Source organism: Massilia sp. TWR1-2-2 (assembly GCF_049897565.1).
GTDB lineage: Bacteria > Pseudomonadota > Gammaproteobacteria > Burkholderiales > Burkholderiaceae_D > JAFCUW01.
This window is the reverse complement of record NZ_JAFCWM010000013.1, coordinates 1-13,301: the sequence shown is the minus strand read 5'-3', so window position 1 is coordinate 13,301 and position 13,301 is coordinate 1. Positions and strand designations below refer to the sequence as shown.

Below are 13,301 nucleotides of genomic sequence, written 5' to 3'. Positions count from 1 at the left end.
GGTCTCCGGTGAGTCGGTTTTTGCGTGGCGCCAGGCGCCCCAGTCAGGCCTCATCTTCAGCCCCTTGGCATTATTACTTTAAGCCTAAAGTATATAAAGATCAAGCGTTTTTGCGCCGTTCCATGCGGCTTCCCCGAGCGGTTCTGCAACCACAATATATTTATTGACAGTTAAATTGTTTAGACTTAAATTAGTGTCAAATGTATGACATTTCATGTAACTGGGAGACTGCTTTGAAGATTGCGATTCTGGGTGGCGGGCACGGATGCTATGCGGCGGCGGCCGATTTGTCCGAACAGGGACATGAAGTGCGGCTGTGGCGGCGCGATGCCGCGGCGCTTCAGGCTGTGCTCGATCAGGGAGGCATCCGCATCAAGGACGCCGATGGCGAACGCGATGTAGCGATCGCGCTGGCTACCGGCGACATCAGGGCAGCCCTCGACGGCGCCGAACTGATCGTGCTGCCGACACCGGCGCTGGCGCAGGCCGACATCGCGCGCAGCATGGCGCCGCACCTGGCCGACGGTCAGGTCGTGTTCCTCCCGCCGGGTACCTTCGGCGGCTACATGATGGCGAAAATCGTCTGGGACAGCGGCAATCACGCCGCCGTCACGTTCGCCGAAACCGGCACTCTGCCCTACCTGGCGCGCAAGCACGGGCCGGCCGAAGTGGCCATCACCATCCGCGCCACGCGCCTGCCGACCGGCGTGTTCCCCGCCAGCCGCGCCGATCACGCGCATGCCGTGATCGCCCGCGCATATCGTTCCATGGAGCGCTGTGGCGACATCCTTTCCGGCGCGCTGATGAATGCCGGTCCGGTAATCCACCCGCCGCTGATCATGATGAACGCGGCGCCGCTGCAGCACTTCCCTGAATGGGACATTCACAACGAAGGCACGCAGCCGGCGGTGCGCAGCGTGACCGACCGCCTCGACGGCGAACGCATGGCCGTGCGCGAGGCGCTCGGTTACGGCGCTCCGCACTTCCCGCTGGCGGACCACTACAACAACGACCAGTGGATGTACGGCGACGCCCACAAGAAGCTGGTCGACAGCGGCGACTGGCGCGAGCATATCGACCTGCACACGCACCGTTACATGCGCGAAGACACCGCAATGGGACTGGCGTTCCTGGTGTCGGTGGCGCGCTGGGTTGGCGTCGACGTGCCGGTGGCAAGCGGCCTGCTGGCGATGGCCGGCGCGATCGTCGGCGAAGACCTGGCGCGCGGCGAGCGCACGCTCGACGCGCTCGGCCTCGGGCAGCTGGACAAGGCCGCCATGCACGACCTGCTGCAGAACGGCTTTCAATGAGCGCGCCGGCTCTGCAGCATATCGCCGCGGTCGGCGCCGGCCGCATGGGACGCGGCATCGCCATCGCCTTTGCCTACGCTGGGCATCAGGTAGCGCTGATCGACATCAAGCCGCGCACGCCGGAAGCGACCGCAAAACTGGAGAGCGAGAGCCTGGCCGAAATCGCCTCCAGCCTGCGCATGCTGGCCGATCTGGGCATGTTCGACGCCGGCCAGCTGCCAGCAATCATGGCGCGCGTGCGCTTTGTCGGCCTGGCCGATGCGCCGGCGGCCCTCGCCGGCGCCGGCGTTGTGTTCGAAGGCGTACCGGAAGTCCTCGATGGCAAGCGTGACGCCTTTGCCTTTATCTGCGAGCACGTGCGAGCAGACGCCATCGTCGCTTCGACCACCTCTACCTTCCTCGTCACCGACCTGGCCGCATTCGTCACGCATCCGGAGCGTCTGCTCAATGCGCACTGGCTCAACCCCGCCTACATCGTGCCGCTCGTTGAACTGAGTCCCCATCCCGGCACCAGCGTCGGCGTGGTCGACGCAATGAAGGCGATGCTCGAGCGTGCCGGCAAAGTGCCGGTGGTCTGCGCCGCGGCGCCCGGCTTTATCGTGCCGCGGCTGCAGGCGCTGATCATGAACGAAGCGGCCCGCATGATCGAACAGGGTATCGCCACCGCCGAGGAAATCGACAAGGCCACGCGCTACGGCTTCGGCTTTCGCTTCGCGTCGATCGGCGTGGTCGAGTTCATCGACTTCGGCGGCAACGATATTCTGTATTACGCCAGCCGCTACCTGGCGCAGGCGATCGACCCGGCCCGGTTCGCGCCGCCCGCCATCGTCGAGCAGTACATGGAGGAAGGCCGGATCGGCCTGAAGACCGGCAAGGGATTCTACGACTACACCGGTGTCGACACCGACGCTTACCGGCGCGACGTGCTGGGACGCTCGCTCGGCATGCTGCGGCACCTGGACCTGCTGCGCGCACCCGGCGCTGCGCTTCACCCCAAACAATAAGATCTCGCCGGCGCCATGCCGGCGGGAGACAACGATAGCGACGCACCGGTCGCTAAGGGGACTTCCCCGTTTTTTCAATCCACCATGAACTGGAAGACACATGAAGAAGATAGTCATCACCCTCGCAGTGCTCGGCGCAGCCGCAGGTGCGGCGCAAGCGCAAAGCAGCGTTACGATCTACGGCGCACTCGACGCTTACCTTGAGTCTGGCCGCAATGGCCAGGCGACGGTGACGCGCGTGCAGAATGGCGGCGCCACTCCGTCGCGCATCGGCTTTCGCGGCGCGGAGGACCTCGGCGAAGGCGTGAAGGCGATCTTTTCGCTTGAAACGGGCATCAACGTCGACGACGGCACCGCGGCGCAGGGTGGGCTGCTGTTCGGGCGCCAGGCATTCGTCGGCCTTTCCGGCAATTTCGGCACCGTCACGCTCGGCCGCCAGTACACGCCCTTCTTCATGACCAACCTGCTGTACACGCTCGGTGGCGGCATGGGCTGGGGTAACGCCGCAAACTACTTTTTGGAGCCGCCGTCGGCACGCGCCAACAACGCGTTGCAGTACGCAACGCCGAACATGAACGGCTTCGTCTTCAAGGCCATGTATGCGCTTGGCGAGAATCCCGCGCCAGGCGCCGGCAAGGTCGGCAACGTGCGCGTACTGTCGGGCCAGTACGACATCGGCAAACTGTCGGTCAGCATGTCGCACATGAACCGCACCACCACCGACACGAATGCCGACAAATGGACCGCGCTTGGCGCCTCCTACGACTTCACCGTGGTCAAGACGGCACTGGTGTACCAGGTGCGACGCGACGACGCGGGCATCACGCGCAACGACTACTTCGACCTGAGCGTAACCATCCCGATGGGCGGCGGCGCCCTGCTGCTCGACATCGGCGGCCTGCAGAACAAGGTCACCAACGACGCCGACGCGCGCACCGCGAGCATCCGCTACGACTACTTCCTGTCCAAGCGCACCACCGTGTACGGCGGTTTCTCGACGGTGCGCAATGAAGCGAAGGCGCGCTACGGCGTGACCGGCGCGGGCGGCGCGCCGATGGTGGCGCTGGCCGGCGCCGATCCGCGTGCTTTGGCCATCGGCGTACGCCACTTCTTCTGATCGGCGCTGTCTAACCTTTGGGGGCGGACGCCAGCTAAATCGGCGTCTGCCCGCAGCTTCAGCAAAATACACTTGACTCGGATTTAGTTTAGGCGTCAAATAGATTGCATGAATTTTCATGCATTATGCATACAACCTGGCATGGCAAAAACGGCGACTGGAGAGATAAAGTGGCGGAGCGGTCTTTCAAGAACGAAGTCGAGAAACTACGCCTCGGCGCCGGCGACGAATTCCACGGCGAGGGCATCCTCGCGGTGACCAAAGCGCTGCTGCAGTCGGGCGTATCGTACGTCGCCGGCTACCAGGGCGCGCCAATCTCGCACCTGATGGACGTCCTGACGGACGCCAACGACATCCTCGAGGAACTCGGCGCCCACTTCGAGCACAGCGCCTCGGAAGCGACCGCCGCCGCCACGCTGGCCGCCTCGGTCAACTATCCGCTGCGCGGCGCCATCACCTTCAAGTCCACCGTCGGCACCAACGTCGCGTCCGACGCGCTGGCCAACCTGGCCTCCGGCGGCGTCACCGGCGGCGCCCTGATCATCGTCGGCGAAGACTACGGCGAAGGATCGAGCATCATGCAGGAACGCTCGCACGCATTCGCCATGAAATCGCAAATCTGGCTGCTCGACCCACGCCCCAACCTGACGTCGATCGTCGACGCGGTGGAACAGGGCTTCGAGCTGTCGGAGGTGAGCAATACCCCGGTGATGCTGGAACTGCGCATCCGCGCCTGCCACGTGCACGGCCGCTTCATCGCCAAGGATAATGTACGCCCGGCCTTCACCCTGAAGGACGCGCTCGAGAACCCGGTACGCGACGTCAGCCGCATTGTGCTGCCGCCGGCCAGCTTCGTGCACGAGCAGGAAAAGATCACCAAGCGCTGGCCGGCCGCGGTCAAGTTCATCGAACAGCGCCAGCTCAACGAGTTCTTCGCCGATGGCGCCCAGGACTTCGGCCTGGTGCTGCAGGGTGGCCTGTACAACACCGTCATCAACGCGCTGGTCCTGCTGGGATTGTCGGACGCCTTCGGCAACAGCAAGATCCCGCTGTACGTCATGAACGTCACCTATCCGGTTGTCGACAGCGAGATCGACCGCTTCTGCAGCGGCAAGCGCGCGATCCTGATGATCGAAGAAGGCCAGCCCGATTACATCGAGCAGAACCTGCACGCGCTGCTGCGCCGCGCCGGCATACCAACCACCGTGCACGGCAAGGACATGCTGCCGATGGCCGGCGAATACACCGCCGCGGCGATGCTGAAAGGGATCCTGCGCTTCGTGCAGCAATATGCGCCGCAGCTGATCGACCAGGCAGCGCTGCCGATCGCCGCCCGGCCCGTCACGGCCGGCGCCAAGCCATTCCCGGTGCCGGTGATCGACCAGGAAGTGCACGCCCGCCCGCCGTCATTCTGTACCGGCTGCCCGGAGCGGCCGATCTTCACCGCACTCAAGCTCGTCGAGCGCGAACTGGGCACGCACCATGTCAGTTCCGACATCGGTTGCCACCTGTTTTCAATCCTGCCGCCGTTTAACCTCGGCGCCACCACCATGGGCTATGGCCTCGGCGCCGCCGGCGCCGCCGCCTTCAACACGCGCGAAACGTCGAAGCGCGCGATCAGCTTCATGGGCGACGGCGGCTTCTGGCACAACGGCCTGACCAGCGGCGTCGGCAACGCGGTGTTCAACAAGAGTGACAACCTGCTCGTCATCGTCGACAACAACTACAGCGCCGCCACCGGCGGCCAGGACCTGCTGTCCTCCAGGGGAGCCAACCCGCTGCGCGTGACCCAGGTGCCGATCGAAAACGCGGTGCGCGGTGTCGGCGTCAAGTGGGTGCGCAAGATCACCAATACCTACAAGCTCGAGGACCTGCGCGACAGCATGCGCGAGGCGCTGACGACGGCGGAACGCGGCCCGAAGGTCATCATCGCGCAGAGCGAATGCATGCTCAACAAGCAGCGGCGCGAAAAGCCGCTGGTACGCAAGGCGCTCAAATCGGGCCAGCGCGTGGTGCGCGAGCGCTTCGGCGTCGATTCCGATACCTGCACGGGCGACCACTCCTGCATCCGCCTGTCGGGCTGCCCGTCGCTGACGATCAAGCCGAACCCCGACCCGCTGCGCAATGATCCGGTGGTGACGGTGCAAAACAGCTGCGTCGGCTGCGGCCTGTGCGGCGAGGTGGCGCATGCGGCCGTGCTGTGCCCATCGTTCTATCGCGCCGCCACGATCAGCAATCCGACCCGCTTCGACCGCCTGCGCGACCGCGTGCGCCGCGCCGTGATCGGCTTCCTGCAGGACCGCATCGAACGGCGCCTGGCCGGCATCGAATCCATTCACTGAAAGCGGCAAGCACGCCATGAACACTACCGAAGTATCCTTTGACCGCAGCCGCCCTGCCCCGAGGGCGATCAAGATCGCCATCCTGGCCATGGGCGGCGAAGGTGGCGGCGTGCTGGCCGACTGGATGGTCGACATGGCCGAGGAAGCCGGCTACTACGCGCAGACCACGTCGGTGCCCGGCGTGGCGCAGCGCACCGGCGCCACCATCTACTACCTCGAGATGTTCGCGCCGGTGGCGGGCGTCGCCGCCGGCGTGGCGCCGGTATTGGGCATGATGCCGACGCCGGGCGAGCTTGACATCGTGCTCGCGTCCGAACTGATGGAAGCCGGCCGCGCGGTGCAGCGCGGCCTGGTCACGGTCGACAAGACATTGCTGATCGCATCGACCCACCGCGTCTACTCGATGACGGAAAAAACCGCGATGGCGGACGGCCGCGTCGACGCCCGGCGCCTGATCGAGGCCGGCTACGACGCCGCCCAGCGCTTCGTGCATGCCGACTTCGCCAAGCTGGCCGAGCAAAACGGCAGCGTGATCAGCGCCGCCCTGTTCGGCGCGCTGGCCGGCAGCGGCAAGCTGCCGTTCGACCGCAGCCAGTTCGAGCAAGCGATCCGGCGCGGCGGCGTCGGCATCGACACCAGCCTGGCCGCATTCGATGCCGGCTTCACGGTCGGCTCCAGTGCGCAGTCGGTGGCGCCGACCGCCGTTTACGCCGAGCCGGCGGCCGCGGCCCCTGGCGCGCGCTTGCAGCCACAGGCGACCCGCATACGCCGCGACTTCCCGGCCGCGGTCGAACCGACGCTGACGGCCGGCGTGCTGCGCATGGCCGACTACCAGGACGAGAAGTACGCCACCGACTACCTCGACCGGCTGGCCGCAATCTGCGAACTGGACCGCCGCCATGGCGACGGCACCTACCGCCTGCTCAACGAGACGGCGCGCTACCTGGCACTATGGATGAGTTACGAGGACACCATCCGGGTGGCGGACCTGAAGACGCGGCGCAGCCGGTTCGACCGCGTCACGCATGAAATCGGCGCGGCCAAGGCGCAGGTGGTGCAGATCAACGAATTCATGCATCCGCGCGTGGAGGAAATCGCCGACACGATGCCGGCTGCCCTCGGCCGCTGGCTGCTGGCGACCGACTGGGCGCGGTCGATCGTGCACCGCTTCGCGCACAAAGGCCGCGTGATCCAGACCACGTCGCTGCGCGGCTACCTGCTGCTGTATTGCGTCGCCAGCCTCAAAGGCATGCGCCGCAAATCGCTGCGCTTCCAGGCCGAACACGCAAAAATCGCCGAATGGCTGGGCCACATCCAGGCGCAGGCCGGCACCGACTATGCGCTCGCGCTCGAAGTGGCCGAATCGCAGCGGCTGGTCAAGGGTTATGGCGACACTCACATCCGCGGCACCCGCAACTTCGACACGCTGATGGCGGCGCTGCCGGCACTGCGCAAGGGCCATGACGCCGCCAGCCGGCTGCGCCGGCTGCGCGAAGCCGCACTGGCCGACGACAGCGGCAAGCAGCTGGCAGCGATGATGAGCGGGGTGGCGGCATGAACGACGACCTGCTCAAGCTGACAGTGGCCGAAGTACGCCAGCTGACGTCGCACGTCACGGCGTTCCGGCTGCGCCATCCGGACGGCGCGCCGCTGCCGGCCTGGCAGGCCGGCGCCCACATCAAGGTCGGCGTCGAGATCGGCGGCAAAGCCGACTGGCGCCACTATTCGCTGATCCGCACCGGCGCCGACGAGCATCCGGCCGAGTACCTGATCGCCGTACGCCGCGAGGAAGGTGGCCGCGGCGGTTCGCTGTTCATGCACCAGCTCAAGGCCGGCGACAGCATCCAGGTTGGCCTGCCGGTCGAAGCATTTCGACTAGATCCCGCGCATGACGACGTGCTGCTGATCGCCGGCGGCATCGGCATCACGCCGCTCATTTCGATGGCCACGGCGCTGCGCCAGGCCGGCAAGCGCTACGCGCTGCACTACACCGGCCGCAGCATGGAGCAGCTTGCGCTGGTGCCCGAACTGCGCGCCGGCGCGGCCGACGCCCTGAGCGTGTACGCCGACGACGACAGCGCATGCCGGCTCGACCTGCGCGCGCTGCTGGCCGCCAGCAAGCCGTCGCAGGCGCTGTACACCTGCGGCCCGAAAGGCATGATCGACGCGGTGCGCGACATCGCGCTGGAACTGGGCTGGCAGATCGACCACATTCATTACGAGCTGTTCGTCGAGGCGGCGCCCGAAGCGGGCGACGTCGCCTTCGAAGTGGAGCTGACCCAGTCCGGCACGCGGCTGCAGGTCGGGGCCGACCAGACCATCCTCGACGCGATGATCAACGCCGGCCTCGACCCGATGTTCGACTGCAAGCGCGGCGAATGCGGCGTGTGCGCGGTGCCGGTGCTGTCGGGCGACATCGAACACCGCGACAACTGCCTGACTGCGTCCGAACGCGCAGCCGGCAACGTGATCCAGATCTGCATCTCACGCGCCAAGGGCAGCTGCCTGGTGCTCGACGCCTGACCCAACCTGTACTTCGGAGACAAGCATGAACAACAGGACCGCAAACAATTACAGGGATGACCCGGCGGCAGTTGCAGCACTGGTGCAGGACGACCAGGTGCACCGCGACGTCTATCTCGACCAGGATATCTTCGACCTCGAGATGGCCCAGCTCTGGTCCAACACGTGGGTCTACGTCGGCCACGCCAGCCAGGTGCCGGAAAAAGGCGACTACTACGCCACCGACGTGGCAATGCAGCCGCTGATGATGGTGCGCCACACGGACGGCTCGGTACGCGTGATGATGAACCGCTGCGCGCACAAGGGCGCCAAGCTGGTGTCCGACGTCTGCGGCAATACCGGCAAATTTTTCCGCTGCCCCTACCATGCGTGGACCTACAAGACCGACGGCTCGCTGCTGGCGATCCCGCTGAAGAACGCCTATGAAGGCACGCGCCTGAAGGAATGCGACGCCAGCAAGGGCCTGGTGACGGTGCCGAACATGCAGGTCTACCGCGGCTTCGTGTTCGTGCGCCTGTCGAGCGAGGGTCCGGACTTTCATGATTTCTTCGGCGAGTCGCTCTCCTCGATCGACAACATGGCCGACCGCTCGCCGGAAGGCGAACTGGAAATCGCCGGCGGCTGCCTGCGCTTCGTCCACGACTGCAACTGGAAAATGTTCATTGAAAATTTGAACGACACCATGCATCCGATGGTGGCGCACGAATCGTCGGCCGGCACGGCGAAAAAACTCTGGGAAGGCAAACCGGCCGACGAGCCAAAGCCGATGCCGATCGAGCAGTTCGTCCCCTTCATGTCCGACTACAAGTTTTTCGACAACATGGGCGTGCGCGTGTTCGCCAATGGCCACAGCTACTCCGGCGTGAACTTCTCGATTCACTCGAACTACGCCGCCATTCCCGAGTACGAACAGGCGATGCTGGACACCTACGGCGAAGAACGCGCGCGCTCGATCCTGGGCACCGCGCGCCACAATACGGTGTACTACCCGAGCCTGACGATCAAGGGCGCGATCCAGGCTATCCGCGTGGTGCGTCCGCTCGGCCCGAACCAGACCGTGGTCGAATCGTGGACCTTCCGCCTCAAGGGCGCGCCCGACAAGCTGCTGCAGCGCACCCTGATGTACAGCCGCCTGATTAATTCGCCGATGTCGGTGGTGGGCCACGACGACCTGCATGTCTACCGCGCAATGCAGGAAGGTTTGCGCGCCGCCGGCAACGACTGGGTCAGCCTGCACCGCGACTATTCGCCGTCCGAACTGACGCAGGACGACCTGACTACCAAGGGCACCAGCGAGATCTCGATGCGCAACCAGTTCCGCGCCTGGCGCAAATACATGACGCCGCAGGAGGCTACATGAACAACGAGACGCTCGCGCAAGAACTGCGCGCATTCGTCTACAGCGAGGCGCGCATGCTGGGCGAGAAGCGCTTCGACGAGTGGTACGAGCTGTTTACCGAGGACGCGATGTACTGGGTGCCGCTGACGCCGGGACAGCCGGACGGACTCAATCACGTGTCGCTGATGTACGAGGACAAGCTGCTGCTCAAGCTGCGCATCGAGCGGCTCAAGAACGTGCGTTCGTATTCGCAGCAGCCGGCCTCGCGCAGCCATCACCTGCTGCAGGTGCCGGATGTGGAGCAGGCCGACGAAGCGGCCGGTGTCTACGTCACCCGCACGCAGTTCATCTACACCGAAGCGCAGGGCAATGTGCAGCAGATGTACGCAGGCACGGTGTTCCATACGCTGGCGCGGGTAGCGGGACAGTTGAAGATCACGCTGAAACGCGTCGACCTGCTCAACTGCGACGCTTCCCTGCCAGCCATCCAGCTGTTCATGTAATCGAGGAGCATACTCTTGTCGCCTGCAACCACTTCGTACCAGACGGTCTTTGCCAGCTTTGCCGACGCCGCGACGCGCCACGGCGCGCGTCCTTTCCTGCACATCCTGCCGGAGACGGCGGCCTGCTACGGCATCGAGGCGCAGACCATCGCGTACGAAGAGGCGCTCGGCAAGGTCAAAAGGCTGGCGCAGGTGTATGCCGCCGCCGGCTACGGGCACGGCCACCGCGCCGGCCTGATGCTGGAAAACCGCCCGGCCTTCTTCCTGCACTGGCTGGCGCTGAACGCGCTGGGGGTATCGGTGGTGCCGATCAATACCGACATGCGCGCGGCCGAACTCAATTACCTGATCGGCCATAGCGAGATCTGCCTGGCCGTCACGCTGCCCGAGCGCGCCGCGGAGCTGCAGGCGGCGGCAGCGGCAGCCGGGCGCGCATTGGTGATCATCGGCGCGGAAGTACTTGACGCGATCGCGCCGGCGCCGTTCGCGGCGCCGCTGGCAGGCGTGCCGGGCACGGACACCGAATGCGCGCTGCTGTACACCTCGGGCACCACCGGCCGCCCGAAGGGATGCGTGCTGACCAACGACTACTTCCTGCTGGCCGGCGCCTGGTACAACGGCATCGGCGGCCTGTGTGCGCTGAAGGCGGGCGAAGAACGGCTGATCACGCCGCTGCCGATGGTGCACATGAACGCGATGGCGTATTCGACGATGGCGATGATCTTCGCCGGCGGCTGCATCATCCCGCTCGACCGCTTCCACCCGCGCAGCTGGTGGGACAGCGTGCGCTCCTCGGGCGCGACGGTGATGCACTACCTGGGCGTGATGCCGGCGATGCTGATGGGGGCGGCGGCGGATGCGCGCGACCGCCAGCACAACGTGCGCTTCGGCTTCGGCGCCGGCGTCGACAAGCTGCACCACGCGTCGTTCGAGCAGCGCTTCGGGGTGCCGCTGATCGAAGCGTGGGCGATGAGCGAAACCGGCGCCGGCGCCGTCGTCATCGCCAACCGCGAGCCGCGCCACATCGGCACGGCGTGCTTCGGCAAGCCGGAGCACGCCCTCGAGACCCGCCTGGTCGACGACGCCGGCGAAGAAGCGGCAAGCGAGCAGCCGGGCGAATTGTGGGTGCGCGCCAGCGGCGCCGATCCGCGCCGCGGCTTTTTCAAGGAATACCTGAAAGATCCGCAGGCCAGCGCCGAAGCGTGGGAAGGCGGTTGGTTTCGCACCGGCGACATCGTCATGCGCGACGCGGAAGGCTACCTGCACTTCATCGACCGCAAGAAGAACGTGATTCGCCGCAGCGGCGAAAACATCGCCGCGGTCGAAGTCGAGTCGGTACTGCGCCAGCATCCCGCGGTGCATTCGGTGGCGGTGGCCGCCACGCCCGACCCGGTGCGCGGCGACGAAGTGATGGCGCTGGTGGTACTGCACGACGAGCAGGCCGACCCTGCCGCCACCGCCACGTCGATTACCGAATACTGCCTCACGCAGCTGGCTTACTATAAGGCGCCCGGCTACGTCGCCTTTGTCGACCAGCTGCCGCTGACGACGTCGCAAAAGATCCAGCGCGGCGTGATCAAGGAGTGGGCGCAGCAGTTGCCGGGAACGGCACGCTGCATCGACACGCGCGGCATGAAGAAGCGCCGGGCCTGATTATTTTTCGCAGCACCGCAACAAAGAGCATCGCAACTGTCAGCAACGCAGTACCTTCGTCCACACACTTTGATTTGAGGAATAAGAGAACATGTTCAAGAAAACGGTAGTCGCAGCACTGGTGGCGGGAGCCATGATGTCGGCCCACGCCGACGACAAAGTCAAGATCGGCTTCGTCAGCACCCTGTCCGGTCCGGCCGCAGCGCTCGGCACCGCGGTGTTGGACGGCTTTAACCTGGTCCTCAAGAAAAACGGCGGCAAGCTCGGTGGCGTGCCGGTCGAAGTGCTGGTGCAGGACGACCAGGGCAAGCCGGACGTGGCGCGCCAGATCGGCGAAAAATTCATCAAGAAGGACAAGGTCGATTTCGTCACCGGCGTGATCTTCCAGAACATCATGGCAGCGGTGGACCAGGCGACCTTCGCCTCGCAGACCTTCCTGATCAGCCCCAACTCGGGTCCGTCATATTTGGCCGGTGAGCGCTGCAACCCGTACTTCTTCGCCGTCTCGTGGATCAGCGACAGCTACGCCGAAGCGGCCGGCCAGCTGGTCACCGAAAAAGGCCACAAGAGCGCCTACCTGATCGCGCCGAACTACCCGGGCGGCAAAGACGTGGTAGCCGGCTTCAAGCGCTACTACAAAGGCAAGGTCGCCGACGAAGCGTACGTGAAGATGGGCGAGCTCGATTTCGCCACCGAGCTGGCGCAGATCCGCGCGTCCAAGCCAGAAGCGGTGTTCATGTTCCTGCCGGGCGGCTCGGGCATCAACTTCATCAAGCAGTGGAACCAGTCCGGCCTGAAGGGCCAGATCCCGCTGTACGCGACCGGCTGGAACTTCGACCAGGACACCTTGACGGTGCTGGGCGAAACCACGCTGGGCAACCAGCACGCGGCGCACTGGAATACCGACCTCGATAACGCGCCGAACAAGGAGTTCGTCGCCGCCTTCGAGAAGGAATACAAGCACCTGCCGTCGGTGTACGCATCGCAAGGCTACGACACTGCGCTGCTGATCGACGCGGCGGTGCGCGACACGAAGGGCAAGCTGGGCGACAAGGTCGCACTGCGCAAGGCGCTGGAAGCGGCCAACTTCAAGTCGGTGCGCGGTGACTTCAAGTTCAACGTCAACCACTTCCCGATCCAGACCTACTATTCGCAGCTGGTGGTGAAGGACGCCAAGGGACGCGTGGTCAACAAGACGACGGGCAAGATCTTCGAGGCGCATCCTGACGCCTACGTCGCCGCCTGCAAGATGCCGAAGGCGTAAGCAGATGGCGTGACGCGGCCTGCCGCAACAACGACGGGGTCAGACCCAGGTCTGACCCCGTTGTCAGGTTGCAACAACGACGGGGTCAGACCCTAATGCCGCTAAGTTAAGCTTTAGTCGCATTTTCTTGTTGTAAACTTTCGGCCGAAGTGTTAACTTTCTGGCTGATGCTGTCCGATGCCCTCCCACTGGTTATTGATTTGCCCCACCCGCCCGATTGGAGGCGGCTGGGAGAGCATTTGCCGT

Annotated in this window: 10 protein-coding genes; all 10 read left to right on the top strand. The window is 65.1% G+C overall.

Translation table 11 applies throughout. The annotated features are described in order from the left end of the window. Window positions 1-233 precede the first annotated feature (233 nt). The 10 genes from ACP7DD_RS13860 (at window position 234) to ACP7DD_RS13815 (ending at window position 13,055) form a co-directional block, all read left to right on the top strand. Window positions 234-1,310 carry an NAD/NADP octopine/nopaline dehydrogenase family protein gene (locus ACP7DD_RS13860; RefSeq protein WP_426175399.1) on the top strand — a complete coding sequence of 359 codons (1,077 nt, stop codon included), beginning with the start codon at window positions 234-236 and terminating at the stop codon, window positions 1,308-1,310. Then, entirely contained in the window at window positions 1,307-2,314 is a 1,008-nt protein-coding gene (locus tag ACP7DD_RS13855; protein ID WP_426175398.1) for a 3-hydroxybutyryl-CoA dehydrogenase, read from the top strand. Before ACP7DD_RS13860 ends, ACP7DD_RS13855 begins: the two co-directional genes overlap by 4 nt. Before the next feature lie 100 nt (window positions 2,315-2,414). Then, window positions 2,415-3,431 (top strand): porin, encoded by a 1,017-nt coding sequence (locus ACP7DD_RS13850; protein WP_426175397.1) that lies wholly within the window; start codon window positions 2,415-2,417, stop codon window positions 3,429-3,431. A gap of 170 nt (window positions 3,432-3,601) precedes the next feature. Further along, window positions 3,602-5,773 carry a thiamine pyrophosphate-dependent enzyme gene (locus tag ACP7DD_RS13845; RefSeq protein WP_426175396.1) on the top strand — a complete coding sequence of 724 codons (2,172 nt, stop codon included), beginning with the start codon at window positions 3,602-3,604 and terminating at the stop codon, window positions 5,771-5,773. Between the two features lie 16 nt (window positions 5,774-5,789). Beyond that, window positions 5,790-7,331 (top strand): indolepyruvate oxidoreductase subunit beta family protein, encoded by a 1,542-nt coding sequence (locus ACP7DD_RS13840; RefSeq protein WP_426175395.1) that lies wholly within the window; start codon window positions 5,790-5,792, stop codon window positions 7,329-7,331. Then, window positions 7,328-8,296 carry a PDR/VanB family oxidoreductase gene (locus ACP7DD_RS13835; protein ID WP_426175394.1) on the top strand — a complete coding sequence of 323 codons (969 nt, stop codon included), beginning with the start codon at window positions 7,328-7,330 and terminating at the stop codon, window positions 8,294-8,296. The genes ACP7DD_RS13840 and ACP7DD_RS13835 overlap by 4 nt, the downstream gene beginning before the upstream one ends. Before the next feature lie 25 nt (window positions 8,297-8,321). After that, window positions 8,322-9,656: an aromatic ring-hydroxylating dioxygenase subunit alpha gene (locus tag ACP7DD_RS13830; RefSeq protein ID WP_426175393.1), complete on the top strand. Its 1,335-nt coding sequence runs from the start codon at window positions 8,322-8,324 to the stop codon at window positions 9,654-9,656. Continuing rightward, on the top strand, window positions 9,653-10,138 hold the full coding sequence (locus ACP7DD_RS13825) for an aromatic-ring-hydroxylating dioxygenase subunit beta (protein ID WP_426175392.1): 486 nt from the start codon (window positions 9,653-9,655) through the stop codon (window positions 10,136-10,138). Before ACP7DD_RS13830 ends, ACP7DD_RS13825 begins: the two co-directional genes overlap by 4 nt. A 15-nt stretch (window positions 10,139-10,153) precedes the next feature. Next, window positions 10,154-11,791 (top strand): AMP-binding protein, encoded by a 1,638-nt coding sequence (locus tag ACP7DD_RS13820; protein ID WP_426175391.1) that lies wholly within the window; start codon window positions 10,154-10,156, stop codon window positions 11,789-11,791. Window positions 11,792-11,882: 91 nt separating this feature from the next. Next, the gene (locus ACP7DD_RS13815; RefSeq protein ID WP_426175390.1) at window positions 11,883-13,055 is read left to right on the top strand and encodes an ABC transporter substrate-binding protein; all 1,173 of its coding nucleotides are present in this window, start codon (window positions 11,883-11,885) and stop codon (window positions 13,053-13,055) included. Window positions 13,056-13,301: the final 246 nt, after the last annotated feature.

What these genes read in the sequence shown, in the direction of transcription:
- ACP7DD_RS13835 (WP_426175394.1), top strand. Translation starts at nt 7,328, where the DNA reads ATGAACGACGACCTGCTCAAGCTGACAGTGGCCGAAGTACGCCAGCTG.
- ACP7DD_RS13830 (WP_426175393.1), top strand. Translation starts at nt 8,322, where the DNA reads ATGAACAACAGGACCGCAAACAATTACAGGGATGACCCGGCGGCAGTT.
- ACP7DD_RS13825 (WP_426175392.1), top strand. Translation starts at nt 9,653, where the DNA reads ATGAACAACGAGACGCTCGCGCAAGAACTGCGCGCATTCGTCTACAGC.
- ACP7DD_RS13850 (WP_426175397.1), top strand. Translation starts at nt 2,415, where the DNA reads ATGAAGAAGATAGTCATCACCCTCGCAGTGCTCGGCGCAGCCGCAGGT.
- ACP7DD_RS13855 (WP_426175398.1), top strand. Translation starts at nt 1,307, where the DNA reads ATGAGCGCGCCGGCTCTGCAGCATATCGCCGCGGTCGGCGCCGGCCGC.
- ACP7DD_RS13840 (WP_426175395.1), top strand. Translation starts at nt 5,790, where the DNA reads ATGAACACTACCGAAGTATCCTTTGACCGCAGCCGCCCTGCCCCGAGG.
- ACP7DD_RS13815 (WP_426175390.1), top strand. Translation starts at nt 11,883, where the DNA reads ATGTTCAAGAAAACGGTAGTCGCAGCACTGGTGGCGGGAGCCATGATG.